This is a genomic window from Marinobacter sp. HL-58, assembly GCF_001314605.1.
In the GTDB taxonomy this organism is placed as follows: Bacteria; Pseudomonadota; Gammaproteobacteria; order Pseudomonadales; family Oleiphilaceae; genus Marinobacter.
Genome location: NZ_LIHP01000016.1, coordinates 216,723 through 241,598, shown reverse-complemented (window position 1 = coordinate 241,598; position 24,876 = coordinate 216,723). Strand labels below are relative to the sequence as shown.

Sequence of the window (24,876 nt, the reverse complement as noted above, 5' to 3'; positions counted from 1 at the left end):
TGCGCGCTACCGGATACAGTTGATGAACGGATAGATATTGGTGGCACACAGCATGTCGGTGATAATAAAGACAAGCAGGAACAGGACGATAATCCCTACCACGTCTTCACCCACGGGTGCTTCAGCCAGTTGTTGCTCGAAAGACGACAGCTCCTCTGGCGTCAGGCTTTGAATTCGCTGCTCAACCTGTTCCTGGCTGACACCCATTTGTTCGAGCTTGTCTTTTACTTCATCACGCTCAAGCATGTTCATCAGTGACTGGCGGTCAACATCGGCACGCTGCTCGGTCAGCAGTTCCCCTGTGCCTACCACGCCGGCGGTGGCAGATGACGCCCACACACTGCCGAAAGCCATCATGATGGCCATGACAAACGATACGTACCTCAGGTGCTTTCTTATAGTCTGCATTCCATTCTCCTCGCTTTGGTATTACCAAACACGGTTTCGTGTTCAGGTTCCGGGTTTTCCTGGCTGAACTTCAAGACGTCTCTCCGGCCAGTTCAGGATAGCTGAGCGTGTAACCATACGCTCTGCCAGTTCGGGAAATTCCTGGTGAATAACGTTGGCTGCAAATTCCGACAAAAACGCGGACTTAAGAGTAGCACGCGCTTTTTGGGTTCCAGGTTCCTGATAAGGGGCAGATGAAAGTAAAAGAAATCCGTCGTCCGGTACTCTTCCGGCCTCCATGTTGGCTTTAATGATACCTGCAGCCTGGCGGATGGGATGGGAAAGGTCAGGGCTGTAAGGGCCGATAATCAGTGCCAGGTTCGGTGCGTGGAGGAAATCGAATCCCCGGCCGATGCAGATCACCCATTCCCGGTGTTCAATGTTCAGTTCCCGGTCGCTCTCTCTTATATCGGCAATATGCTGAATATTGCCGTGCACGAGGGGTAACAGGTCCCGCTGTATCGGTGCTGGCATATCAGGGTAAAGCCCCGCTATGCGTGATCTGGTTTCCTCAGTATCGGCCGGGGTAACGGTGGACAGGTCCAGGCAGAGTTGGTCGCGGCCGTGAAGAAGCAGGGCGTCTTCATCGGTTTCAAAACCACAGACCAGGGGGTAGACCGTCTGGTGCCCGTTGCCGAACAACGCCTCAACCTGCCGGCGGATACTGAAGGCATGCTCCCGGGCTGAGTCAAGGTCGCAGTTGAAACCGGCACATCCCCGTTCGGTTGCACCCTTTGAATAGTGGTAGGTGATGATGATCAGTACCCGCCTGCCCGCATTGACTGCCTCCTGCACGGTGTCTGCGAGCAGGTCCCCGAGATAGGGCCAGCCCAGGTCAAAAATACCACCAAGGTTGCGAAAGGGATGGATTATCCCGAGGGGCGTCTGTGTGACGTAGGGCAGGTGAATGCGGCCGTCCATGCATTTCATGGCGATGATAAGGGTGTTGTGTTCCGCCAGGTAGCGTTGGCGGGCCAGATGGTTCTCAGGGCTGCAGAAACTGGCCGAGTGGTTTCGGCTCAGTTCCATCAACCAGTCAATCCGGTCATTGATGGGCCGGGAATGCACGGGTGTGTTCATTAAAATCGCCTCTTGAAACCTAAAACGTAGACAGCCCCGTGGCCTCCATCAACCTGTATTGCCAATACCGTAGGCGGGATTCGTCTGCCCAGGCCTCGTAGGGCAGGCTCATGACCGGTGTGTCTCCGGGGCCATGCGTCCATTGCTCCTCGAAATACTGCGACGCTTTGAGCACGGTATCGGAATCAGTGGTTGAGCGTACATGAACACTCGTCTCAAGGTTCAGGTTATCCAGGTTCCGGCGGCTGAAGTTGGCGGAACCCAGCAGCAGCTGTGCACTGTCATTCTGGTCGCGCCTGATCAGAAGCTTGGTGTGGCATTGTTCGCCCTCGGTATGACACCAGCGTACCGTGATGCCTGCCTGCTTGAGCTCCATGGCAGCCTGACGATTGGGAATGCCGCTCTTTTTGAGCCCGAATGCATCGTTGTTGGCATCCAGCAGAATACGAACCTCTACGCCCCGTGCATGGGCCTCTTTCAAAGCGCGCAGCACGGTGCGGTGGGAAAGATAGAATATCGCCAGATCAAGACTGGCCCCGGGCGCAGCGGTGTCAATGATCTCTCTGGCAGAGGAAAGTATCGCTGACTCGGTAACAATCGAGACGGTTTCCCGTGATTCCGGTTCCGGGTCGGGAAAGTTGTTCAGTACTTCGTCTACGGGAGCGGTGTCTGCGCCAGACATGGCCAGCACCGCCCGCTCGGTTCTGAGCAGGTCGGCAACCGCGGTTCCCCCGAACCTCAGCCCGATGTTGCTGTGGCGACTGCTGCCGTCATGGGGATTGGCGGATGTAACCAGCCCCGCAAACCCATCGGGGCTATCCACCACCAGGGTTTTGCGGTGATTGGCCTTGAAATTCGGTAATGCCAGGTAGCTGCGAAGGGTGACGGGTTGTTCACCCAACGCATTGGGCAGCCAGCCCGCGGTGGCCGAGTTGCCCATCCACTGGCAGCAGATGCGCCAGAACCCGGACCAGATGGGATTGCTGTCACGCAGGCGCTCCAGACGGGTTTCCACCACCGGTATGCCCGCCTTCCGGAGTTGCTGGAAATGGGGAGAGGTTGTACCGCCATAAACCGTGTTGATGGGGTCTGATATCACGATTATGTCCATCTCCGGATGGGCCTGCTTGCGTGCGATCAGGGCATCGGTAAGCTCCCGTGCCAGTGGTAACTGGCGGCTTCCGTTTGCCCGTGAGTCGTTGAAGAGAAACATGTCCACCAACACAAACTGCCGGGCGCCGGCAATCATTCTGAACACTTCAGAGAAGATCTCATGGTCCAGCCGTGGCTCTTCATTGGCGAAGTGCAGGGTTCTGTCCACGAGCAACCTGGCGTTGACAAGGGGCCGTTCATCGCCTTGATAACTGAGCCCCTGGGGGAGGGATTTGAATGAGTGGTAGAGGCTGGTGGTTATGATTGTCAGAACAATCAGGCTAATCAGTAACTTGAATGTCATTGTCATGCTTCCCGGCGGAGACGTCCATAACGCCGACTATACGGCAGAAGCGCGGGTGGCGTCCTTTACACCATTGTCATCACCGGCTTATTCTGCCGGAGGCGTGATGGCGATCCCAGCTAAACAAACAATTACAAAAAACAGCTACCCGTAACCTATCGCCGTCCGCGTTCACTTTCTAAACTTGCCGCATCGATCATTTACAGTAACGGCTCCCGTGAACTCACTGGTTTTTGTCATTTCCCGTATTTTCAGCCTGCGCCTGCTCATTGTTGTGCTGGCGCTGGCCTGTGTCTTTATGGGAGACGCCATCCCCATGCTTGGCTGGGCGGATCGCCTTCTGCTTGGTTCTCTTGGAGACCGTTCCGGAATCGCTGACGCCGGTGCCTTACTGACGATGACACCAGAGGCTTTCACCTCGGCACTGGACGCGCGGGGGCTCTCTGAACCAGCCTGGTCTGCCACAGCCATTCGTTCCGGGCTGATGGCATCGGCGCTGTTCCTGGTACTGGCCGTGCCTCGCCTGGGTGCTGGTGTGGCCCTGCCTGTCATTCTTCTGGTGGCAGGGTCGCTGGTGGTGCTGCAGGCTGGCTTCATGTTTTACCGGAATGTCTGGTTACCGCTCGGAGAAGTGGTCACCTTGTTGGTGGCAGGCTATGTCATCATGCTCTTCTGGCTGCAACCCCGGCGCGATATCGTGGCACTGTCGGAGAATGTGCAGGAAGCCAGAACCCATCTGGGCAAGCTTCTGTTGCAGCAGGGGCAGGCAGACGAGGCGCTGGAGGTGCTTTCAGAATGCCCTCCCGGCGAGGAAACCCTGGCCTTGCAGTACGAGATTGCAATTCAGCAGGAGCGCAAGCGCCAGTACGACAAGGCCTGCGCCACCTACCGGCAGATCCTTGACCAGAAACGCAAGTATCGGGATGCAGGAAAACGGCTGGCGGCCCTGGAAAATCTCAATGCAGAGAGTACCTCGGCCGCAACGGGAGGTTTTGACAGCACACGGACCCTGGTGCTGCCGGAGCAGAGCGTCAGCCGGCCAACGCTCGGGCGTTATGAGATTGAGCGGGAGATCGGGCGCGGCGCCATGGGGGTGGTCTATCTCGGCAAGGACCCCAAAATCGCCCGCACCGTGGCGATCAAGACACTCAGCTACCAGGCATTCGAGGACAGTGAACTGCGGGATCTGAAGGCCCGGTTCTTCCGTGAAGCCGAGGCCGCGGGGCGCCTCAGCCATCCTGCCATTGTGACTGTCTATGATGTGGGAGAAGAGGCCGACCTGGCGTTTATCGCCATGGATTATGCCAAGGGGCGTCCCCTCAGTGAGTTTGGCAAGCTGGGGCGTCTGCTGCCCCTGGCCACGGTGCTGGATATCGTTGCCCGGGTGGCTGATGCCCTGGATTATGCACACCGCCAGAAGATCATTCATCGTGATATAAAACCCGGCAATATCATCTTCAATCCGGACAACGGTGAGATAAAAATCACCGATTTCGGAATTGCCAAGATATCGGACGATTCCCGTACCCGCACCGGGAATGTCATGGGAAGCCCGCTCTACATGTCTCCCGAGCAACTCAAGGGTCAGAAGGTCACCGGCGCCACAGACACTTACAGTCTGGGTATTACCCTGTACAAGCTGGTCTGTGGAGAAACCCCATACCAGGGGGATACCCTGGCCAATCTGACCTACCAGATTCTGAACAAACGCCCCAGGAGCGTTCGTGAGTTCAATCCTGAACTGCCTGATGGCGTGGTTCGCCTTATCAATAAGGCCATACAGCGGGAGCCGGACAAACGCTTCCTCAGCGCCGCAACCATGGCAGAAGCGCTGCGGCGGCAGGCATCCCGTGAGCTGAGGAAGGAGGCATCGTGATGATTCCCCGGGTGGCCGGACTGACCGATGTCGGCGCTGTACGTGCAGCCAATCAGGATGCCCTCGACTGGCGCGTCAGTGATGATAACCGGCAGGTATTGCTGGTGATTGCTGACGGCATGGGGGGCTATCAGGGGGGAGAGATTGCCAGCCGGATCGCGGTGGATTCGGTAATGGAGACAGTGGGTGCGTATCTGGCGACTGAAAACCCGGAGCAGCCCGACGACCCCGAGGAAGCCCTGCAGGCTGCTATCGATCTTGCCAACGCGCGCATCCAGGAGCGCAGGGCGACGGATCCGGACCTGGCAAAGATGGGCACCACGCTGGTCATTGCCTGGGTGATCGACGGCAACGCTCACATTGCCCACCTGGGAGACTCCCGTTGTTACCTCGTCCACGGTGGAGAACTGCACTGCCAGACCCGGGATGACACCGTGGTTCAGAATATGCTGGAAGATGGCAGTATCCAGCCGGATGATGTACCTCACGTGCCATTTCGCAATGTGCTGACCCGCGCCCTGGGCGCCTCGTCGGTGCTTGCGAGTTTCAGGCGAATTTCACTGGAGCCGGGCGACGGCCTGTTGTTGTGCTCCGATGGTCTCACCGGGTCCCTGCCGGAGGAAGACTGGTTACCGCTGATAGCCGGCCAGGGGTCACCGGAAGACAGGGTGCGGGCGCTGGTCAAAGCCAGCCTGGACAATCAAGCGGCGGACAACGTGTCTGTTGTGCTTTTGATACTCGAATAGAAAAGGAGCCCTGTATGGCGTCACTTTCCCAACTGGTGGATAACGTTGTAGTGAACACTTTTGAGCTGGACCGGCCAGAGGTCAGTATCGGCAGGGGAGGAGACAACGATATCCGCATCGACGAGATATCCGTCAGTGGTCATCACGCGCTTATTGAATCCGTCCCCAATGCCTACCTTGAAGGCACCGTGGATTACTATATCACTGACAAGAACAGTACCAACGGGACATTCGTCAACGATATCCGTATCAGTGGACGCCAGCGCCTGAACAGTAACGACCTGGTGCGTATCGGCTGGAACGAGTTCCGCTTCGTGGACGAAGATGAAAACTCAATGGAAAAAACCGCCTATATCCTCGATTAGCGATTCATCACTACCCGGGAGAAACGCTCCAGCAGGGAAGAAGCTTCCGGCGCGCTGCTTACGCCCGCCAAAAGAGCATCTGCATCAAGCCCTTCCTTCCTGAGGTCCGGTGCCTGAACCTCGAGGTAGGCCCGCATCACTTCGTCAGAGAATTCCGGGTGGAACTGAACGCCCCAGGCACATGGCCCCACCCGGAAAGCCTGGTGTGCCTCGAAGTCATTGCGTGCCAGCAGAGTTGCGCCTTCCGGTAGCCGGAGGACCGACTGCCGGTGAGTGAGTTGAGCCGGAAACCGCCGGGGAAGCCCCTGAAACAGAGGGTCGTCCAGAGCCGCATCCAGTAACTCCACCGGGTGGGTGCCGGTCTCCCGTCCTCCGGGGTGGAAACCCACTTCACCACCGAGAGCATGGGCCAGCAACTGATGGCCATAACAAACGCCCAACACCGGGATTTGTGCTTTAACCGCATCAGCAAGCCAGTGGCCCGTTCGTTCGCTCCACAATGCCCTGTCGCTGACCATGGCTGGCGAGCCGGTGACCACGATGCCGTCCCAGTTGTGGGGCACGCCCGGGAGTTCGTCAACCGTTACATCCACAACATTAACATTGAGTTCCGACGCCAGCCGGGCAACAAACCAACTGTCGAAATCCCCGAATGTGTCCCTTAGAGACGGGTAGGTGGTGCCGGTTTTGAGTATGACGACCCTGGGCAATTGACGGCTCCTGTTATTCTGCGATGACGGCGTTATGGTAGACGTTCTGGACATCGTCCAGATCGTTCAGCATGTCCATGAATTTCTCGAACAGCTCGATGTCATCACCTTCGATGGTGGTGGTTGTCTGGGGCAGGAACTGGATTTCGTCCACTTCAAATTCCAGACCCTCGAAGGCTTCCTGCAAGGCCTGCCGGGCTTTGGCGTATTCTGTGTGAGGGGCGAACACGGTAATCATGCCGTCTTCATGTTCAATATCGGTGACATCGACATCCGCCATCATCAGCGCTTCGAGAGCGGCTTCTTCGTCATCACCCCGGAACCCGAAAATGGCACAGTGATCAAACATGTGGCTGACGCTGCCCTGGGTGCCGATTTTGCACTTGGTTTTGGTGAAAGCCAGGCGAACGTCACCGAAGGTGCGATTGGGGTTATCCGTCAGGCAATCCACGATGGCCATGCAGTTACCCGGCCCGAAGCCTTCATAGCGGGCAGGTGAGAAATCTTCGCCGGCTCCGCCCTGGGCCTTCTCGATGGCTTTCTCGATAACATGGGCCGGTACCTGATCTTTCTTGGCGCGGTCGATCAGGCCACGCAGTGACAGGTTGCTGTCCGGGTCCGGGCCACCGGACTTGGCGCATACATAGATCTCGCGGCCGTACTTGCTGTAAACCTTGGTTTTGGCGGCGGCCGTCTTGGCCATGGAGTCTTTTCGGTTCTGATAGGCTCTGCCCATTTCGCTGCCTCGATGTCGTTTCAAAAGTGCGGATTTTACTCGACAACACAGGCCGGCGACAGAGTTATTTCCGGCGTGCCGGCCCCACCCAAAGTTGTAAACCTTCGCCACTTTAGGGTCAAAGAAGTTATCGCTTCGGGGTGTTAGCTTAAGGGAATCCACTGATACCCGGAGGTTCCCATGTCACGCCAATTCGCCGCTCACAGGATCGCCATGGCTGCCGGCTTGCTGATAATGCTGCCACCGGTGGTACAGGGTGATGACGCGGAACAGCAAATGGGCGTGGCCCGGGAAATGGTCAAGGTTCTGGAAGCCTACGCTGTCTACAAGATGGGCCAGTATGACCTGGCATTTGAACGATACGAGGCGCTGGCGGAAGCGGGCAGCCGCCAGGGGATGTATAACCTGGCGAACATGTACGCGGCGGGCCAGGGTGTGGAAAAGAATGAATCCAGGGCCTTCGAGTGGTACCTGAAAGCAGCGGAGGCCGGCGACAGGCCAAGCATGTCCGAGGTGGCAAGGGCCTATGCTGAGGGTATCGGCACAGAATCTGATCCGGCGAAGGCTGAATACTGGCGAACCCGGGCGAAGCAGGACTCCTGACCGGATCAACCACCACCTGTACCGGATTACCACAGCATTACCATGTTGTCATGGACTGGTCAGGGAAGGGGGCATTCATTTATTCATTGGTAAAAGGTAAGTATCCTCGGCCTCATAGGTAAACTGATACGATTGTCGGGGCTCCGGCGAAATAGGCCGGTTCACCCGTCAGCACCGGGGAGTCGAATGATGAAACGTGCAACAATCCTGTTTGTGAATATGAGCCTCCTGATGGCACTGCCGGGCCTGGTGGCGGCCCAGCAGACCGCGCCACAGCCGGGCCAGCCTCAAACCCAGGGTCAGCCGCAACCCCAAAGGCAACCTCAAGCCCAGCCTCAAACCCAGCAGCCTCAAACCCAGCAGCCGCAAACTCAGCAACCTCAAACCCAGCAGCCGCAAACCCAGGGACAGCCGCAAGCCCGGCCTCAGGGTCAACCGCAAGGTCAGGCCCAGGGGCAACCCCAGGGGCAACCCCAAGGTCAACCCCAGGGTCAGGCGCAAGGGCAGATGCGGAATCAGCAGCAGATGGGTAACCAGGGTGGCCAGCCGGTGGCGGGCGCCAGGCTGATGACCCCGGAGGAGCGTGACCAGTTGCAGGAGAGGGTACGGTCGGCAGGGAGCCAGGAAGAGCGTCAGGCCATCATGGATGAACACCGCCTGAAAATGGCAGACCGGGCGAGGGCCCAGGGCATGAGCCCGGAGGAGATTGGTGGTTTGCCGTCGTCCTCGGGCGATGACCCCCGTAGCCGCAAGATCCGTGGACAACCGAACGCCGGGGGTCAGGGTGGTGCTTCGGGCCCCGCCAGCGGGGCAGGCCAGGGAGCTGGCATGAGCACCGGCCAGGGAGCCGGGCGGCAGCAACCGGTTCCGGGACAGCAGGGTCCTGCCGGCCCGGCCCGGTAGTAGCCCGGTTCAGAGATAATCCACAGGCCGCCTGTAGTTTTCCTGGCTGACGAGGTCAATACCGCAGTCCACACTGGATACCCAGTTCAGGAACTGATCCACCATGGCGGGTCCTTCAAAGCGTTTCCCATGTTGTGGCACGATGGCACTGACGTCCATCTGCCGCACCATGTTGGCCCACAACTCGCATACCTTCCGAGACGCGATATAGCGCCGGTGGAAGCCGATCATGTTGGGAATGTGTTTGTCGAAGTCGGTCACTGGCTTGTGGTCGTCTTCGCCGCCCATGGAGGCACCCAGATCCCCCGAGAACAGAATTTTCGAGACCGGATCATAGAACTGCAGGTTGCCCACGGAGTGCATGAAATGGGCAGGCAGGCACTGGATGTAAGATTCCCCAAAAGGCACGTTAATGCCTCCATCCGGCACACTTACAATCCGGTCGTAAACGCTCCCGCTGAGCTGCCCGGTCACATAGCCGGAAACCAGGTGCGGCAGAAAACGTGCCCAGAGGCGGGAGGTGACGATTTTGGCGCGGGTATGAACGATCCAGCGATCAATGGCACCGATAATATCCGGGTCCTGGTGGGAAGCGAACACGTAGTCCATTTCGCGAATATTCATATACCGCGATGCGGCGACCGACAGCGGGGTGTAGGTCAGATCGCCGCCGGGATCAATCAGGGCCTCGTGCTTGCCATCGACAATGAGGAACTGGTTGGACTGCACGCCCTCACCGGTTACCAGTGAATCGAACATCAGGCACTTGTGTTGCCCGTTATCAAACAGAACGATGGGTTCCGCTGCCATTCTTGTCTCCCGGTAGGCTGACGATCCGGCCGGGATGGCCAGATACTGCAAAATTTCCGGGAGGGTACAAAATTGCCGACAGCGACCTTTTGCGTCAGGTCAATAAACTGATATCCATCAAGTAATGTTTTGCAACGTACCTCAGGCAAGGCTGGGAACGCGCCTGATGCCCTTGCGAATCCCCTGTTCCAGTGCCGAGCTCACCAGACGACCGGTGTAGGGAACAATGTCCTCGAAGGAGATGGTATACAGAACCCGGGTTTTCCCATCAGCGACATCTTCAAAGCGAATCCGGCCCAGATGATTGCGGATCGGGCTCATGCTGGAAATGGTGTATTCGATCAGTGAGCCCGGTTCAAAGGCAATCACCGTTTCCTCGAGACCGATAGGTCCAATACCGATCTTGCGGATGGATCCAACGCCGTTGGGGTCAGCCTGGTCACTGTCACGAATTCGCTTTACCGGCGCCCCGAGCAGTTTGCCGAAGCGCTCGTGGTCCGCAAACAGGGCAAATACCTTCTCTCGCGGCACGTCAAAGGTTTCATCCATTTCAATCGTGTAAGTTGCCATAACCTCACTCTTAAGAGACTGTTTCAGACAGAGTATCCGGTTATGTGCTACAACAAAAGTCGTAGGGCAACGATGACCGGGCTCTGGCCCGAAAGGGGCTGATTGGGGCTGATTGGGACTGATTTGGGCTGATTGACAGGCATCCGGCAGGTACACTCACTCCGCAGCCCCAAGCCCGGCACACACAAAATCCGACATCAAAGGTGCTCTGACCTGCATGGACGACGACAAAGAGAATACTCAACCGGCCACCGAACCCGGCAGCGAAAAGCCGGTCCGCTCGGATCTCGCCACGCCTCTCAATGGACTGTTTGCTCTGGGCATACTCTATACCCTTTACCTTGCCCATCAGATTGTATTGCCTATCGTGCTGGCTATTCTGACCAGCCTGCTGCTGTTTCCGCTGGTCAAAAAAGCCTATGAGAAAGCCGGAATTCCGAGGGTTCTCAGCGCGCTGGTGCTGGTGATCCTGGTTCTGGCCGGGCTCGTTGGCGTCGGGGTTGCGGTTGCCACGCCCGCCCTGGAGTGGGCACAACAGGCGCCGCAGGGCATCTCGCGACTGCTGGTGGGTGAGAGTGGCCTCAAAACCCAGATCGACAAGGTCAACGAATCCGCCAAGAAGGTGGAAGAGTCGATGGATGAACTCTCTGAAGAGGACGGGGAGAAAGGCACCACCAACACGGTCGTGCTGCAAACCGACTCCTGGCGAAACCAGCTGGTAACCAAAGCCCGCAACGGTGCTGCCGGCCTCGCCCTGGCTCTGGCTCTGACATACTTCCTGCTGGTGGGTGGCGACCGCATTATCCAGAATTTCGTGCGCCAGCTACCCCGGGGGCAACGACGGAACGTGCTCCATATCGCCCGTGACTCCCAGCAGCAGATCGCCCAGTACCTGGCGGTACTCAGCCTCAGTAACCTGCTGGTGGGCACCGCAACCGGCCTTGTGTCCTGGGCCGTAGGTCTGCCGGATCCCGTTGTATGGGGACTGGTCGCCGGCCTTGCCCGGTTCATTCCCTACCTGGGCGTAATTCTTACCATTACCCTTCTGGCAGTGGTCTCCGCGACCAGCCTCGACACCCTGTGGATGATGGCCATTGCCCCGGTTGGCTATCTGGCCCTTACTTCCCTGATCGGCTTCTTCATTGAACCCTGGATCCACGGATTCCGAATGGCCATCAACCCGGTCATTATCTTCGTCTCCATCTTCTTCTGGGGTTGGCTGTGGGGGCCGGTCGGGGTTCTGCTGGCTGTGCCCCTGATGACGGTAATCCAGGTTATTCTCAAACAGATTCCGAGGCTCCGCCCGATTTACAAAGTCATTGCGCGATAGTGTTATTCTGAAGCAATACCCAGCAAATACAGGAGCAGAAAGCCCATGATCCCAAAGACCATGAAAGCCATGCTGCTCACCGGCCACGGTGGCATTGAAAAACTGGAATACGCCGAGGACGTACCCACTCCCGAACCCGACCCGGGAGAAGTGCTTGTACGGATAACCGCCACGGCCAAGAACAACACCGACCGTAAAGCCCGTGAAGGTCTCTACCCCACCCGAGAGAAGGGGGAAGTCACCTCCTTCCAGATGGGCGGGTCGCCAACCCTGACCTTTCCCCGAATCCAGGGGGCGGACGTTGTCGGACATATTGTCGCAGTGGGGGAGGGTGTTGATGAGGCAAGGGTAGGCCAGCGAGGCCTGCTGGATTTCAATCTTTATGCCGATGAGCGCCGGGACATCAACCTGACTCCGGACTACTACGGCCACGGTGCCGATGGTGGATTTGCCGAATACATTGCCGTGCCGTCCGACCAGTTCCATTACATCGGGAATACCGACCTAGCGGATGCCGAACTGGCGTCCATGGGAATGTGTTCCTATCAGACAGCCCTGCATATGCTTACCTCTGCCCGGGTGAAGGCCGGTGAGCACATACTCGTAACCGGGGCCAGTGGCGGTGTCGGCACCGCACTGATCCAGCTGTGTCGTATTATGGGCGCCGTTCCCTATGCCCTGAGCCAGCAGGACAAGGCCGAGGCACTGCTGAAGCTGGGTGCCGCCGCGGTTCTGGACCGCTCCGATATGACCAACTTTACCGACAAGGTTCGAGCTGTAACCGGTGGCAGGCCTGTCGACGCGGTCATGGACCTGGCAGGCGGCGAGATGACAGACAAGTTCATCGACACCATGATTTTCGACATGAACAGCCGGGGCGACTATCCCCGTCTGAGCATAGCCGGTGCCAGTGCAGGTAATCTCAGTGAAATCATGTGGACCCGGATCTACCTTTACCAGGTTCAGATCTTCGGCGTGTCACACGGTACCCGTGAGGAAGCGGAGCAACTGGTTGCCTGGATCCGCAGCGGGCAGCTGAAACCGGTGCTTCACGCGGCCTTCAGGCTCTCGGAACTGCACGAAGCCGAGCGTTATTTCGTTAACCGTAACAGCAACTACCTGGGCAAGATCGTGATTGTCCCGGATGCCCAGTGGGACGAACACGGCGCCCCGTTTGCCCTGGAGAAGTCATAATGCAGCCAGAATTGAAATTGCAATTGATGGATACCCATGCCGGGGGCGATGTAAGCCGGATTGTGACCGGGGGGATACGCTCGCTTCCCGGAGCAACCGTGCGCGCCCAGATGGAATACCTGCGGGACGAGGCGGATGGCCTGCGCAGGCTCCTGCTTGAGGAGCCCTATGGTATTCCGGAAATGTCCGTGGACCTGCTGGTACCACCGACGGACCCGGAAGCCGTTGCCGGCTACATCATCATGGAGGTGATGGGTTACCCGATATACTCCGGCTCCAATACCATCTGCACGGCGACAGCGGTGCTTGAGTCGGGCATCGTCCGCAAGCGTGAGGGCTGGCAAAGCTTTACCCTGGAAGCCCCGGCTGGCCTGGTCCACATTGATGCCCTGGTCCGGGACAATGTGGTGGAGGCCATCACCTGCGAAGGGCTTCCCAGTTACATCGATACCTACAAGGCAAGCATTCATGTGCCTTCGATCGGCAACGTCACCTACAGCGTGGCGTACAGTGGCGGTTTCTACGCCCTGGTGGACGCAACCAGCCTGGGATTCTTCCTGACCCTGGACGAGGAGCGCAGGCTCAGTGAATGTGCCGGCCATATTATCGAAGCGATCCAGGCGGAGCGGGGTTTTTCCCATTACACGCTCGGGGATGTTGGTCCCCTGCCTTTCCTCCATTTCATGGGGCCGGTGGAGCAACTTTCTGACCATTCATACCGCTCCCGTTCGGCAACCTATGTCCATCCCGGGGTAATCTGTCGCAGCACCACTGGCACGGGCACCTCCGCACGGCTGGCACTGATGCACTACGAGGGCACCATCAGCCCGGGTGACCGGCTTGAGACCGTCTCCCTGCGGGAGACCGGGTTCATCGGCGAATTAACCGGCGTGCGTCAGGAAGGGCAGCATGAGGTGGTTGAGAATACCATTACCGGCAAGAGCTACGTACTGAACCGGGCGGACATCATCGTAAACTGTGACGACCCCATGGTTGACTGCGGGGGGCTCACACATATTCTGACCAGCGCACATCCGGAATGACCAGAAAACACGAATTCATTGAAGAATCCCGCAAGCAGTGGAGTTCCGAACCGGCCTTCATCGCTTCCATGGCGGCTGCTGCAGTCGGTTTGGGCAATCTGTGGCGGTTCCCCTACATGGTGGGGGAGAATGGTGGTGGCGCATTTGTCGTTGCCTACCTGACCGCCCTTATTCTGGTGGTGCTTCCCATCATGATTCTGGAAGTCTCTGCCGGCAGGTTGTCGAAAGGCAGCACCGTGCAGACTTACCGCCAGGTAAACCGGTTCGGCGCGGTATACGGCTGGTTCGTGGTGCTGATCACCATGGCTATTACCAGCTATTATCTGGTGATTACCGGCTGGACCCTTGGCTACGCCGTGGACGCGGCACGTGATGACCTGCGGGTGTTCGACGGCTTCACCGGCGGGTTCAATTCCCTGTGGTATTTTATCACCGTTACCCTTCTGGCAGCGCTGGTTCTGGCCAGGGATGTCAGCGCCATCGAGCTGATGTCCAAGATACTGATGCCGGTGTTGCTGGTGGTGGTCATAGGGTTGGTGATCTTTGCCAGTTCAACGCCGGGATGGGCACAGACCAAGGATTTTTTCTTCCAGGTTGACTGGAGCCGCATGGCCGACGGCAAGCTCTGGGCTTTCGCCTTCGGGCAGGCGTTCTATACCCTGGCTATCGGGCAGGGATATCTGGTGACCTATGGCAGTTTTATCCCGCGCCAGACCCACGTCCCCCGGGCCTGCATGATTGTGGCGGGTACCGAAACCAGTGTAGCCCTGCTGGCGGGCTGGATGATCTTTCCGTTTGTGTTCAGTTTCGGGCTTGAGCCGACAGAAGGCAGTCAACTGGCTTTCGTGACCATGCCCCGGGTCTTCGAGGATATGACAGGTGGTTACTGGGTGGGCATCCTGTTTTTCGGTCTTTTTTTTGCGGCCGCCTTCAGCTCCAGCCTCGCCGGCCTGAAAGTCATGATTGCGGCTGTGGCCGAGGAATTCCGGCTGAGTAACACCGCCGCCGTGTCGATTGTGACTGTGGTGATGCTGGTCCTGGGCAGTGCCTCGGCGCTGAGTTTTACCCCGATGGAATGGACCATCGCCGGTGACCCGGTGCTGGATGTGGTGGACCGGATTGCAGGTGGAAATGTAATTATCTTCTCCGGCGTGCTGGGTGCCGCGCTGTTCTGCTGGTTTATACCGCCCCAGCAGATACGAACCGTGCTGGGTACCGAGAGCCGCTGGTGGGAATGGCGAATCTACCTGGTTGGCCGTTACCTGCCACTGGTGATGGTGCTCTGGATCGTGCTGACCTACGCACTGGCACAGTTGGGTATTACGTCTGACTCGCTCTGAAATCCGCCGGGCTGATTTTCAGTTTTTTCAGCCGGGAGGCCAGGGTGGTGGGTTTCATGCACAGCATGGCGGCCGCACCGTCATCACCAAAAACCCGGCCACCGGTTGCGGTCAGGGCTTCGACCAGGTTGGCGATTTCAAGGGCCTGCAACTCCTGCTCCGTCATGACCCTTGAACCGGAATGTCGCAGGGGTGTTTCGCCCCGGGCCTCGCCCGGCAAGTCATCCTGGCCCGGCAGGTCGAAATCCAGGTGGCGGTCGGCAGTAATGACCTGCCTTTCAATCACATTCTCCAGCTCCCTGACATTGCCCGGCCAGTGATACTGCTTGAGGAGTTCCACATCACCGGTCCGCAGCGTCAGGCGGGGGCGGTTGAACTTTACGCAGGCTCTCTCCAGGAATTCCTGGGCCAGCATCGGAATATCTTCGATACGCTTGCGCAGCGGTACCGACTCGATGGGAAACACATTGAGCCGGAAATACAGATCTTCACGGAAATTTTTCTCCTGAATCTCGGCTCTGAGGTCACGATTGGTGGCCGCGATTACCCGCACGTTGACTGCCCGGGTCCGGTTTTCGCCTACGCGCTCGAATTGCTGGTCCTGCAGCACCCGGAGCAGCTTGCCCTGCAGCTCCAGGGGAATCTCTCCCACTTCGTCCAGAAACAGGGTGCCGCCGTCGGCCAGTTCGAAGCGGCCAACGCGGTCACTGAATGCCCCCGTGAAAGCACCTTTGACATGGCCAAAGAATTCGCTCTCGAACAGATCCTTGGGGATAGCGGCACAGTTCACCCGGATCAGCGGCCTGTCCCTGCGGTCACTGGCCTGGTGGATGGCCCGTGCGATCAGTTCCTTGCCAGTACCGGATTCGCCGGTGACCAGTACGTTGGCATCGGTCGGGGCAACCAGGCCGATTCGGCGGACGATTCCTTTGACGGCGTCGCTCTGGCCGACAATTTCGTGGAAATGGTATTCAGCGCTCAGCTCCTCTTGCAGATACGCGTTCTCGATCTCAAGCCGGTGTTTGAGGGTTTCCACTTCTTCCAGCGCCTGATGCAGTTCTTTCTGGGCCTGCATCCGGGACGACATGTCCCGGAAAACCACCACGGCACCCACGGGGTGGCCGTTATCCATGATTGGCGTGCTGGTGTATTCAACCGGAAAGCCGGAACCATCCTTGCGCCAGAACCAGTCTTCCCCCACGCGGTGAACGCTGCCGTCACGAAAGGCGGCATAGATGGGGCATTCCTTCAGCGGATAGAGGGTTCCGTCCTCATGGGAATGGTGCATGACCCGGTGGGCGACGCGCCCCATCAACTCATCATAGCGCCAGCCCAGCATGCGCTCTGCCGCAGGATTGACAAAAGTGGTTCGCCCCTCGGCATCGACGCCATAGATACCTTCGCCCACTGCATGGAGAATCAGCTGGTTTTCCCGCTCCATGTCCTTGAACAGTTCGGCTACCCGCCGCCATTCCAGTAGCCCGCCGCGATGGTAGTGGTTTACCTCATGTCGCTCGCGCAGGGTTTTCAGCAACTGACGGTCACGTAACAGCAGCAGCACATGCTGGTCCTCGGCCTCACCGGCACGGGCGGCGGAGATCTCCAGTTCGATAACGCGCCCGCTCCGGTGCTCGATCGTGAAATCACGGCTCCATGCATTGCCACGAAACAGGGTTTCTTCGGTGAAGGCGATCAGTTGCGGGCGCTGGTCCCGAAACAGTTTGGTGCAGGGTTGCCCGACCAGGCTGCCCCGGCTGCAACCCAGTAATCTGGCCATCGCGGTGTTCAGAGCCAGAATCACATCCAGGGCGGCATCAACCAGCACGGCCGGCTCCGGAAGGTGATTGATCCAGTGCGGGGACATGGCCTCGGTACCTGGCGTCGTTGGCTCTGTGCTCGTAACGGGCATTGCAGGCTTCCTTTAAGGGGCGTTCCCGGGGCATACCGGGAACAGACAAAAACTACTGATCAATAGTTATGCCAACTACGAGAATTCGTGCAATTCACTACGAAGGTTCGTGGATTACGAAATATCGTGGCAGCCATGGAGAGAGGGGTGATCGAATAAAATCAGTAAAAACAGAAGGATACTGATTTCCTGAAACATGGCACAAACCCTGCGATAGGTAATGACAGGCGTTCGTGACGGGTGTCGGGCCGGAACGCGGAAGGCATCCGTTGCGCACCAAATATGTGCGAATGAACCAGTCAAGTACCAGTATGGGGAGAGAGCCATGACGATCAAAAGCCTGGGTAATCCGTTTGACGGTGACCAGACCCTTATCCATTCCAAGCAATGCGGATGCAACGATTGCACGAACGCCAGGGCCGGCTCCGATTCCGAATTACCGATAGTTTCTGATCAGCGGCAGGTGCAGGCGAACGACGGGCCTGCAGACTCCGAAGCCATGCTGGACCGGGCCATTGAAAGTGCAGTGGTGCGTTCCGTATTCGGGCACAACGATCACAGTCGCCGAAGCTTCATGAAGATGATGGGGGCGGGCACTGCTGCGGCGCTGGTATCCAGCGTCTTCCCCCTGGACAAGGCCAAGGCCGCCGTGAAGGACTCACTGGGTAAGCTTGAGAAAACCAAACTCAACGTCGGTTTTGTACCTATCACCTGTGCCACACCCATCATCATGGCGCACCCGCTGGGCTTCTACGAGCGTTACGGCCTGGACGTGAACGTGTCCAAAACCGCCGGCTGGGCGGTGGCAAGGGATAAATCCCTGAACGGCGAATACGACGCCTCCCACATGCTCACTCCCATGCCCCTGGCCATGACCATGGGCGCGGGTTCCAGTGCCAAGCGTTTTATCATGCCGGCGGTCGAGAACATCAACGGCCAGGCCATCGTGCTGCACGTGGATCACAAGGACAAGCGCGACCCGAAGGACTGGAAGGGCTTCAAGTTCGGGGTGCCCTTCGAGTACTCCATGCATAACTTCCTGCTGCGCTACTACCTTGCAGAGCATGGTGTTGATCCGGACAAGGACGTGCAGATCCGCGTGGTGCCGCCACCCGAGATGGTCGCCAACCTGCGCGCCGGTAACCTGGATGGCTATCTGTCACCGGATCCGTTCAACCAGCGGGCGGTGTGGGAAAAAGTCGGCTTTATCCACATCCTCACCAAGGACATCTGGGAAGGGCACCCGTGCTGCGCCTTTGCCTGCAGCCAGCAGTTCGCCTCCGAGAATCCCAACACCTACGGCGCACTGCTGCGGGCGATCATCGATGCCACCCAGTATTCCCAGGACGCTGACAACCGTAAGGAAATCTCCGAAGCCATTGCGCCGAAGAATTACCTCAACCAGCCCGTTGCCGTTATCCAGCAGGTGCTCACCGGGCGTTACGCGGATGGCCTTGGCGAGGTGCAGAACGTGCCGGACCGCATAGACTTTGACCCCTTCCCCTGGCACTCCATGGGCGTGTGGATCCTGACCCAGATGAAACGCTGGGGCTATATCGAAGGCGATGTGGATTACCAGGACATCGCGGAGCAGGTCTACGTGGCCGGGGAAACCCGCAAGGTCATGGAAGAGCTGGGCTACACGGCTCCGACTGAAACCTACAAGAACCACACCATCATGGGCAAAACCTTCGACCCCAAGAAGCCGGAGGAATACGTCCAGAGCTTTGATATCCGGAGGTCCTGATCATGGCATCCACAAATGTACGTGCAGCCCTTTTGTCAGTGGTATTTCTGGTGCTGTTCCTGGGTATCTGGGAATTCGGAACTCAGGTGATCGCACCCCAGGAAAATCTCAGTGAATATGAAATGCTGATGGGAGGGGCAGACGAGGAAGCGCGGGTACCGCCGCCTTCAGAAATCATCCAGCATGCAATTTACGAGCTGTCGGACCCGTTCTATGACCGGGGCTCGAACGACAAGGGAATCGGTACTCAACTGGCGTATTCCATCTACCGGGTATTGACCGGTTTCATCGGAGCCATGGCCATTGCCCTGCCAGTCGGGTTCCTGATCGGCATGTCCCCGCTGATGTACAAGGCGCTGAACCCCTACATTCAGGTGCTGCGTCCGATCTCGCCCCTGGCCTGGATGCCGCTGGCACTGTTCATCATCCAGGACTCCGAGAAGTCGGCAATCTTCGTGATCTTTATCTGTTCCATCTGGCCGATGCTGCTGAACACGGCTTTCGGAGTGGCGAATGTTCGGGAGGACTGGGTCAATGTCGCCCGTACCCATGAGCTGAGCCCCGTCCGGACCGCCATAACCGTGATATTGCCAGCGGCCGCACCCACCATCCTGACGGGTATGCGCATCTCCATTGGCATTGCCTGGCTGGTCATTGTCGCTGCAGAAATGCTCGTAGGCGGCACCGGCATTGGCTACTACGTGTGGAACGAATGGAACAACCTGGACCTGGCCAGTGTGATCTTCTCCATCCTGATGATCGGGGTGGTAGGCATGCTGCTGGACCTGGCACTGGGCAAGGCTCAAAGCCTTGTGGAATACAAAGAGTGATAGAACCGGAGCAACGTTATGAGTAAGTCATTCCTGGAAGTGGACGGATTATCGAAGGTATACCCCGACGGCCAGGGCGGCGAACTGACGGTGTTCGAGGACATCCGGTTTGCCCTGGAGAAAGGTGAGTTCGTGTGCATCATCGGCCACTCCGGCTGCGGCAAGTCCACCATTCTCAACGTCATGGCGGGGCTGGACGAAGCGACCACTGGCAACATCGTGATGAACGCCAAGGAAGTTATCGGCCCCAGCCTGGACCGGGGTGTGGTGTTCCAGAACTACAGCCTGCTGCCCTGGAAAACCACTCTGAACAACATCGTGTTCGCGGTAAGGGCCCGCTGGCCGAAGTGGTCAAAAGAACAGGTCAGGGAACACAGTGAGCGCTACCTGAAAATGGTGGGCCTGGACCACGCGCTGGATCGCAAGCCCTCCCAGCTGTCTGGCGGCATGCGCCAGCGGGTGAGCATCGCCCGCGCCTTTGCCACCCAGCCGGAACTGCTGCTACTGGACGAGCCCTTCGGCGCACTGGACGCCCTGACCCGGGGTGTGATCCAGGACGAACTGGTGAAAATCTGGGAAGAGACCCACCAGACGGTGTTCATGATCACCCACGATGTGGACGAGGCCATCCTGCTGTCGGACCGCATCTTCCTGATGTCCAACGGCCCACACGCCCGCATCGCCGAGAGCGTTAAGGTGAACATTCCCCGGCCACGGGCCCGGGCCACCATTTTCCAGAACCCGGCCTATCACAAAACCCGGGATTACCTGGTGGATTTCCTGATCAACCGAAGCGGCAGCGCGCTTCCTGACGAAGACGGAAAACCACGTGTTATAGACCCATCCGACGTGGCGTCAGCCACCGAGGCCAGCAAACCGGAAACGTCGGCCAAAGCCGTCAACGCCTGAAACCAGACACGCCAACCGTGAGGAAGAAACCATGATGAACAAAGAACTGATGACCGCAAAAATCCTGGAAGCCAAAGTCGCCAAGGACATGACCTGGGAAGCCATCGCCGAGTCCATCGGCATGTCGCCGGTGTTCACCATCTCGGTGTGCTTCGGCATGAACAGCTTCTCTGAAGACAAGGCCTTCGCCCTGTGCGAGACCCTTGGCCTCGACAAAGACGTAGCCCATGCGCTGCAGGAATTCCCGAAGAAATCCTGGGACGGCGGTGTACCCCAGGACCCGCTGATCTATCGTCTTTACGAGGTGGTTGGCGTTTACGGCGACACCATGAAAGCCCTGATCCACGAAAAATTCGGCGACGGCATCATGAGCGCCATCGACTTCACCATGGACATCGAGAAGGAGGAGAACCCCAAGGGCGACCGCGTGGTGGTCACCATGAACGGCAAGTTCCTGCCCTATAAGGCTTGGTGATCTCCGTTAGTTTGGGAGTTGCCTGCTTTTTGTAGCCTGCTGTTTTTGCGGGCGGATACGGGGGGTGGGGGTATTTTTTCTTCTGGAAAAAGAACTCGCTTCGCTCAGACATCTTTTTCCTTGCCAGAAAAAATACCCCCACCCCCCTATCGACGTGCAGCACGGGGATACTGAAGTCGAGTAGGCGTTAATGCTCCGGGGATTCCCGACAAATCCGAGCCAGCCTTTTCAGTCGTATTTTATTTTCTTCGCGATCCCGCCTTGGTCAGCTCGGCGCGGGGTGGTATCTGGATTTTTTGCCAGAAAAAGGTGTCTGAGCGAAGCGAGTTCTTTTTCAAAAAAAATACAGATGCCACCCCGCAAGCCCGCCCCAAAACCGGCAGGCTACAAAGGGCCGGTAACTCCCAAGGTATCAGGCCGTCTGAACCCGAACCCCAGACGACTGACCAAGGGCAACCTCAGCAACCGTATGCAACTTCTCCAGTTGCGACTGCAGCATGGCGATCGGGCGGGTGCCTTCCAGGGTGAGGGCGATGTGGATGTGCTCGCCGGCGGATTCCACTGCCATTCTGGCGATCCGGAAACCGCGGATGCGGACCACCTGGCACAGGCGCTCCAAGGCAGCGGCTTCCTGGGACATGCGACAGTTCAGGGTGTAACTCGGTATCGAGGTGTCCTCTTGCTGGGTCATGCTACTTGCTCCTTGTTGGCGGTGCTGGGGCGTCGGGTTTCGTCGATCATCTCGCGGTTGCTGGCGCCGGGTTTGACGATGGGCCAGACGTTTTCTTCACGGCTGATGGCCACGTGCAGCAGCATCGGGCCGTTGTAGGCCAGGATGGTCTCGATGCCGCGGCGGATCTGGTCGGTTCGTTCGATGTGCAGGGCCGGGATGTCGAAGGCGCGGGCCATGGCAACGAAATCCGGGTTGTCGTCCAGGTCTATCTGGCTTTCCCGGTTGTTGTAGAACAGCTCCTGCTGCTGGCGGACCATGCCCAGGCACTGATTGTCCATCACGATCAGTTTCACCGGCAGGTTGTAGCGGCGGATGGTGGCCAGTTCCTGGGCGTTCATCATGAACGAGCCGTCGCCGGTAACGTTGATGACCGTGCGCCTGCGGTCAGCGAACTGGGCGCCGATGGCAGCGGGCAGGCCGAAGCCCATGGTGCCCAGGCCACCGCTGGTGAGGTGGTGGCGCGGGTGATCGAATTCATAATGCTGTGCCACCCACATCTGATGCTGGCCCACATCGCAGGCGATCACGGTGTCATCCGGCGCAATGCGGGAGAGCTGGCGGATGAAGGCAGGGCCGGTGATCGGCGCCAGGGGCTCTTCGTTGTCGGCTGCCTGGAAACCGCCGGTAGTGTGCCAGTTACGGCATTGTTTCTGCCATGTGCTGATGGCCAGAGGGTTTTCCTGCAGCGCTGTGGCCAATGCTTGCAGGATGGCGTTCAGATCGCCCCGGATCGCCACATCGGCCGGGCGCAGTTTGTTGATTTCGGCGGCGTCGGCGTCAACGTGGATCATCCTGGCATTGGGGGCGAAGCCGTCCAGCTTGCCGGTGGCGCGGTCGTCCAGGCGGGCGCCGATGACCAGCAACATATCGCACTCATCCACCGCCCTGTTGGCGGCGCGGGAGCCGTGCATGCCCAGCATGCCGAGGTTGAAGGGGTTGTGCTTGCCCGGGTTGCCGATGCCCTTGAGCGTCACAACTGCGGGCAAGGCGGAGGATTCGGCAAAACGGCGGAAGCTGTCTTCTGCATGGGCCAGGCTGATGCCACCACCGCTGTAGAGCAGAGGCTTTCGAGCCTCTCGCAACATGGCCAGGGCCTGGGTCAGATCCGGGCAACCGGCGGACTGTTGCTCCGGTGCGGGTAAGGGCGTATGGGCAGCGTCGTTCAGCAATACGTCCTTGGGAATATCAATCCACACCGGCCCCGGTCGGCCGCTCTGGGCCAGTTCAATGGCTTCTTCCATGATGCCCGGCAGCGCATTGGTATCGTCAACCAGGTAGCTGTGCTTGACGATACCCAGCGTCATGCCCAGAACGTCGGTTTCCTGGAAGGCGTCGGTGCCGATCAGGGCTGAGGGAACCTGGCCCGTTATGACCAGCATCGGGATGGAGTCCCGGTGGGCGTTGGCCACGCCGGTAATCAGGTTGGTGGCGCCGGGGCCGGAAGTGGCAATGCACACCCCCAGCTTGCCGCTGGCGCGGGCATAGCCATCGGCGGCGAGGGCACAGCCCTGTTCGTGGCGGCACAGCACGTGTTCCACGTCCACATCGTCCACCAGCGCGTCGTATAGCGGCATGATGCAGCCACCCGGATAACCGAAAACCGTGCTGATGTGGTGGCGATGGAATGCTTCAAGAATGTGCTGTGCGCCGTTCATGGTCGTTTTCCCTTTTTCTTGCTGCAAAAAAAAGCCCCCGGGACCTTTCGGTGCCGGGGGCTTCTCGTGTCTTGTCAGGTTGTCGCTATCTCACCCGCTTGTCCACGCAAAAGCCCCCGGACGGTACCACGACCACCAGGACTAGCTTCACAAGGACAACCACTGCGTTGAGATTCATAAAATCAGGATCTGCTCTGAATTTGTAAAAGGTTTGTGTGTAGAATCTACCCCACGGAAATAACCGGATGCAACCGTTTTCTGGCAGTTTTCCAACAGGAATCGCAGTGATCACTGACATCACCTGTTTCAGCGTGTGAGCAATCATGACAAAAGCAAAATTTGGATCCCTCGGCCTGTCTGCTCTGGTATTGGTGTTACTTGTTGTCTGGATGGCAACGGGGAATGTCAGAGAGGCACGGGATGAAGCGCCGGAAGCGCCGCCTGAGCAGGAGAAAGCGGTACCTTCAGTGCAGGTGGACGTACTGCGGGCCAGGCCTTATGAGCCGGGCCTGATGTTGCAGGGACAACTGGAGCCCTGGCGGACCGTGGCTGTTGGTGCACGGGTGGCCGGTACTGTCGATGAACTGATGGTGGAACAGGGCGCCCGGGTCACGGAAGGAGATATTCTGTTGCGGCTGTCCGAAGATGGTCGTGGCTCAGCGGTAGAGCAATGGCAATCCCGTATCCGCAAACTGGAGGCAGATCTTTCGGCGGCCCGGCAACTTCGCACCCGGGATCTCACCTCTGAATCTGAGATTCTGACCCTGCAAAGTGAACTCTCGGCCGCCAGGGCGGAGCTGGAGCGGGCTCGGCTGGCTGTGGACAACCTGACTCCCCGCGCACCATTCGATGGCACGGTTAACCGTCGCGACGTGGATCTGGGGGACCTGGTTCAGGTGGGGTCTCCATTACTGGAGCTGGTCCGGATTGACCGGCTGAAGGCAACGGGCCAGATTCCCCAACAGTCTGTTGGTACCGTGGAAGAAGGACAGAAAGTAACGATCCGCACCCTGGACGGAGAGACGCTCGAAGGCAAAGTGAGCTTCGTGGCCAGTGCCGCAGACCGGGAAACCCGCAGCTTTGCGGTGGAAGTGGCGGTGGAGAACCCTGAACGTAAACGGGTTGCCGGCGGAAGCGCAACGCTGCGGATTTCATTGCCGGAAGTCAGGGCCACGTTTATTTCACCTGCCTATCTGAGCCTGGGTGAGGATGGCCGACCCGGTGTGCGGTATGTGGGTGAGACCGACGAGGTTGTGTTCACCACGGTCAAACTGCTGAACGTCACCACCGACGGCGCCTGGGTCACAGGGTTGCCGGAAGAAATCCGGCTGATCACCCGTGGTGCCGGATTTGTCTCGATCGGGCAGCAGGTGCGCCCGGTCAACCGTGATTCGGACCGGGGCTGACCG

The 24,876-nt window shown here is 58.5% G+C and carries 24 protein-coding genes; 14 read left to right on the top strand and 10 right to left on the bottom strand.

From position 1 onward, the window contains the following. Window positions 1-6: 6 nt before the first annotated feature. Genes HLUCCO03_RS13540 through HLUCCO03_RS13530 form a run of 3 tightly spaced genes read right to left on the bottom strand, consistent with a single transcriptional unit; the run spans window position 7 to window position 2,983 of the window. Window positions 7-408, bottom strand: a complete 402-nt coding sequence (locus HLUCCO03_RS13540; protein ID WP_027831341.1) for a PA2779 family protein — start codon at window positions 406-408, stop codon at window positions 7-9. Window positions 409-450: 42 nt separating this feature from the next. After that, window positions 451-1,527 (bottom strand): carboxysome shell carbonic anhydrase domain-containg protein, encoded by a 1,077-nt coding sequence (locus tag HLUCCO03_RS13535; RefSeq protein ID WP_027831342.1) that lies wholly within the window; start codon window positions 1,525-1,527, stop codon window positions 451-453. A 19-nt stretch (window positions 1,528-1,546) separates the two neighbouring features. Then, window positions 1,547-2,983 carry a phospholipase D-like domain-containing protein gene (locus tag HLUCCO03_RS13530; RefSeq protein ID WP_036197346.1) on the bottom strand — a complete coding sequence of 479 codons (1,437 nt, stop codon included), beginning with the start codon at window positions 2,981-2,983 and terminating at the stop codon, window positions 1,547-1,549. 217 nt (window positions 2,984-3,200) lie between these two features. Here HLUCCO03_RS13530 and HLUCCO03_RS13525 point away from each other — a divergent pair, with 217 nt between their 5' ends. Genes HLUCCO03_RS13525 through HLUCCO03_RS13515 form a run of 3 tightly spaced genes read left to right on the top strand, consistent with a single transcriptional unit; the run spans window position 3,201 to window position 5,970 of the window. Further along, window positions 3,201-4,859, top strand: a complete 1,659-nt coding sequence (locus HLUCCO03_RS13525) for a serine/threonine-protein kinase (protein WP_027831344.1) — start codon at window positions 3,201-3,203, stop codon at window positions 4,857-4,859. Further along, window positions 4,859-5,605, top strand: coding sequence for a protein phosphatase 2C domain-containing protein (locus tag HLUCCO03_RS13520; RefSeq protein ID WP_027831345.1), 747 nt, complete (start codon window positions 4,859-4,861; stop codon window positions 5,603-5,605). The genes HLUCCO03_RS13525 and HLUCCO03_RS13520 overlap by 1 nt, the downstream gene beginning before the upstream one ends. Window positions 5,606-5,619: 14 nt before the next feature. Further along, window positions 5,620-5,970 (top strand): FHA domain-containing protein, encoded by a 351-nt coding sequence (locus HLUCCO03_RS13515; protein ID WP_027831346.1) that lies wholly within the window; start codon window positions 5,620-5,622, stop codon window positions 5,968-5,970. Here the strand turns inward: HLUCCO03_RS13515 and HLUCCO03_RS13510 are convergent. Beyond that, window positions 5,967-6,680, bottom strand: coding sequence for a glutamine amidotransferase (locus tag HLUCCO03_RS13510; protein ID WP_027831347.1), 714 nt, complete (start codon window positions 6,678-6,680; stop codon window positions 5,967-5,969). The genes HLUCCO03_RS13515 and HLUCCO03_RS13510 overlap by 4 nt on opposite strands. Before the next feature lie 13 nt (window positions 6,681-6,693). After that, window positions 6,694-7,416, bottom strand: a complete 723-nt coding sequence (locus tag HLUCCO03_RS13505) for a YebC/PmpR family DNA-binding transcriptional regulator (RefSeq protein WP_027831348.1) — start codon at window positions 7,414-7,416, stop codon at window positions 6,694-6,696. Between the two features lie 180 nt (window positions 7,417-7,596). On the opposite strand from HLUCCO03_RS13505, the gene HLUCCO03_RS13500 reads away from it, so the two are divergent. Continuing rightward, window positions 7,597-8,019 (top strand): tetratricopeptide repeat protein, encoded by a 423-nt coding sequence (locus HLUCCO03_RS13500; protein ID WP_027831349.1) that lies wholly within the window; start codon window positions 7,597-7,599, stop codon window positions 8,017-8,019. 507 nt (window positions 8,020-8,526) lie between these two features. Continuing rightward, window positions 8,527-8,922, top strand: a complete 396-nt coding sequence (locus tag HLUCCO03_RS13495; protein WP_155939893.1) for a hypothetical protein — start codon at window positions 8,527-8,529, stop codon at window positions 8,920-8,922. Between the two features lie 9 nt (window positions 8,923-8,931). Here the strand turns inward: HLUCCO03_RS13495 and HLUCCO03_RS13490 are convergent, their stop codons facing one another. Beyond that, a complete protein-coding gene (locus HLUCCO03_RS13490; protein WP_027831350.1) occupies window positions 8,932-9,732 on the bottom strand; it encodes an MBL fold metallo-hydrolase in 801 nt (266 codons plus the stop codon). Between the two features lie 141 nt (window positions 9,733-9,873). Beyond that, entirely contained in the window at window positions 9,874-10,302 is a 429-nt protein-coding gene (locus HLUCCO03_RS13485) for an SRPBCC family protein (RefSeq protein WP_027831351.1), read from the bottom strand. A 217-nt stretch (window positions 10,303-10,519) separates the two neighbouring features. Between HLUCCO03_RS13485 and HLUCCO03_RS13480 the strand changes: the two genes are divergently transcribed. Genes HLUCCO03_RS13480 through HLUCCO03_RS13465 form a run of 4 tightly spaced genes read left to right on the top strand, consistent with a single transcriptional unit; the run spans window position 10,520 to window position 15,209 of the window. Beyond that, window positions 10,520-11,632 (top strand): AI-2E family transporter, encoded by a 1,113-nt coding sequence (locus HLUCCO03_RS13480; RefSeq protein WP_027831352.1) that lies wholly within the window; start codon window positions 10,520-10,522, stop codon window positions 11,630-11,632. Window positions 11,633-11,677: 45 nt separating this feature from the next. Further along, the gene (locus HLUCCO03_RS13475) at window positions 11,678-12,826 is read left to right on the top strand and encodes a zinc-binding dehydrogenase (protein ID WP_027831353.1); all 1,149 of its coding nucleotides are present in this window, start codon (window positions 11,678-11,680) and stop codon (window positions 12,824-12,826) included. Next, entirely contained in the window at window positions 12,826-13,869 is a 1,044-nt protein-coding gene (locus HLUCCO03_RS13470) for a proline racemase family protein (protein ID WP_027831354.1), read from the top strand. The genes HLUCCO03_RS13475 and HLUCCO03_RS13470 overlap by 1 nt, the downstream gene beginning before the upstream one ends. Next, on the top strand, window positions 13,866-15,209 hold the full coding sequence (locus HLUCCO03_RS13465) for a sodium-dependent transporter (RefSeq protein WP_027831355.1): 1,344 nt from the start codon (window positions 13,866-13,868) through the stop codon (window positions 15,207-15,209). Before HLUCCO03_RS13470 ends, HLUCCO03_RS13465 begins: the two co-directional genes overlap by 4 nt. Here the strand turns inward: HLUCCO03_RS13465 and HLUCCO03_RS13460 are convergent. Beyond that, window positions 15,190-17,118 carry a sigma 54-interacting transcriptional regulator gene (locus HLUCCO03_RS13460; protein WP_051603802.1) on the bottom strand — a complete coding sequence of 643 codons (1,929 nt, stop codon included), beginning with the start codon at window positions 17,116-17,118 and terminating at the stop codon, window positions 15,190-15,192. The two genes, HLUCCO03_RS13465 and HLUCCO03_RS13460, sit on opposite strands and share 20 nt — an antisense overlap. A gap of 325 nt (window positions 17,119-17,443) precedes the next feature. On the opposite strand from HLUCCO03_RS13460, the gene HLUCCO03_RS13455 reads away from it, so the two are divergent. The 4 genes from HLUCCO03_RS13455 to cynS are packed head-to-tail and all read left to right on the top strand — an operon-like array spanning window position 17,444 to window position 21,079. Beyond that, the gene (locus HLUCCO03_RS13455; protein ID WP_027831357.1) at window positions 17,444-18,865 is read left to right on the top strand and encodes an ABC transporter substrate-binding protein; all 1,422 of its coding nucleotides are present in this window, start codon (window positions 17,444-17,446) and stop codon (window positions 18,863-18,865) included. 2 nt (window positions 18,866-18,867) lie between these two features. After that, window positions 18,868-19,695: a nitrate ABC transporter permease gene (ntrB, locus tag HLUCCO03_RS13450; protein WP_027831358.1), complete on the top strand. Its 828-nt coding sequence runs from the start codon at window positions 18,868-18,870 to the stop codon at window positions 19,693-19,695. Between the two features lie 18 nt (window positions 19,696-19,713). Beyond that, on the top strand, window positions 19,714-20,604 hold the full coding sequence (locus tag HLUCCO03_RS13445) for an ABC transporter ATP-binding protein (RefSeq protein ID WP_027831359.1): 891 nt from the start codon (window positions 19,714-19,716) through the stop codon (window positions 20,602-20,604). 31 nt (window positions 20,605-20,635) lie between these two features. Then, a complete protein-coding gene (gene cynS, locus HLUCCO03_RS13440; protein WP_027831360.1) occupies window positions 20,636-21,079 on the top strand; it encodes a cyanase in 444 nt (147 codons plus the stop codon). Window positions 21,080-21,491: 412 nt separating this feature from the next. Here the strand turns inward: cynS and HLUCCO03_RS13435 are convergent, their stop codons facing one another. Both HLUCCO03_RS13435 and ilvG read right to left on the bottom strand, forming a co-directional pair. Next, window positions 21,492-21,770 carry an ACT domain-containing protein gene (locus tag HLUCCO03_RS13435; RefSeq protein ID WP_027831361.1) on the bottom strand — a complete coding sequence of 93 codons (279 nt, stop codon included), beginning with the start codon at window positions 21,768-21,770 and terminating at the stop codon, window positions 21,492-21,494. After that, window positions 21,767-23,467, bottom strand: a complete 1,701-nt coding sequence (ilvG, locus tag HLUCCO03_RS13430) for an acetolactate synthase 2 catalytic subunit (RefSeq protein ID WP_027831362.1) — start codon at window positions 23,465-23,467, stop codon at window positions 21,767-21,769. The genes HLUCCO03_RS13435 and ilvG overlap by 4 nt, the downstream gene beginning before the upstream one ends. Before the next feature lie 323 nt (window positions 23,468-23,790). On the opposite strand from ilvG, the gene HLUCCO03_RS13425 reads away from it, so the two are divergent. Beyond that, on the top strand, window positions 23,791-24,873 hold the full coding sequence (locus HLUCCO03_RS13425; protein WP_027831364.1) for an efflux RND transporter periplasmic adaptor subunit: 1,083 nt from the start codon (window positions 23,791-23,793) through the stop codon (window positions 24,871-24,873). Window positions 24,874-24,876: the final 3 nt, after the last annotated feature.